This is a genomic window from Bartonella sp. AP57NXGY (genome assembly GCF_042195805.1).
Taxonomy (GTDB): domain Bacteria; phylum Pseudomonadota; class Alphaproteobacteria; order Rhizobiales; family Rhizobiaceae; genus Bartonella.
The window spans coordinates 1-559 of the sequence record NZ_JBHIOZ010000659.1 but is presented as its reverse complement, the minus strand read 5'-3'; the positions used below and the strand labels follow the sequence as shown (position 1 = coordinate 559).

1 protein-coding gene and 1 pseudogene are annotated in these 559 nt (G+C 42.9%); both read left to right on the top strand.

Going from position 1 to position 559, the window contains the following annotated elements; translation table 11 throughout:
• Window positions 1-132, top strand: a pseudogene (locus ACFIL8_RS12505) (DNA transposition protein); the annotation flags it as partial.
• On the top strand, window positions 129-398 hold the full coding sequence (locus ACFIL8_RS12500; RefSeq protein WP_375650566.1) for a hypothetical protein: 270 nt from the start codon (window positions 129-131) through the stop codon (window positions 396-398). The pseudogene ACFIL8_RS12505 and the gene ACFIL8_RS12500, both read left to right, overlap by 4 nt.
• Window positions 399-559: the final 161 nt, after the last annotated feature.

Below are 559 nucleotides of genomic sequence, written 5' to 3'. Positions count from 1 at the left end.
GCTGGAGCTTTGCGGCAAATTGACAAAACCATGATGTTGGCACGCATGGCAGCGCTTGGAGATGGGTGTGAGGTGACTTTGAAACATGTCAAAGCGGCATGGAAAAACCGTGACGTGGAGGAATTGGCATGATCTCTTTATGCGACAAAGAATTATCCGATACGCTTGTTGGTCTTTATGATGATTATCAATGCGGTTTTGATATTGGAGAACAGCTTAAATTGTGTGTTGATTTGGCGTTATTGCTTGAATTGGAGTTGAGTGTTCACCGTTTGGGGGAAGCGGATGCGGTTTTGGAAGGCCAAGTTTCAGAAGTTTTGGCTGAGTGTGACAGCTCTGATCGAGATGAAGATAAGAGCAATCGTGTGATTTATATGGATTTTGGAGGAAGCAAATGATGGAACGTAACCCTTATATGGTAAGAGATAGCTTGATTGCTTTGCGCTCTGCCTTTTTACAGTATGAGGTGAATGGCATTTTTATGCATGGACAAGATGTTCGAGAATTGAATGAGTATTTGCGTCGTTTGGCAGGCTATAACCACGTTTTAAGTCATGAG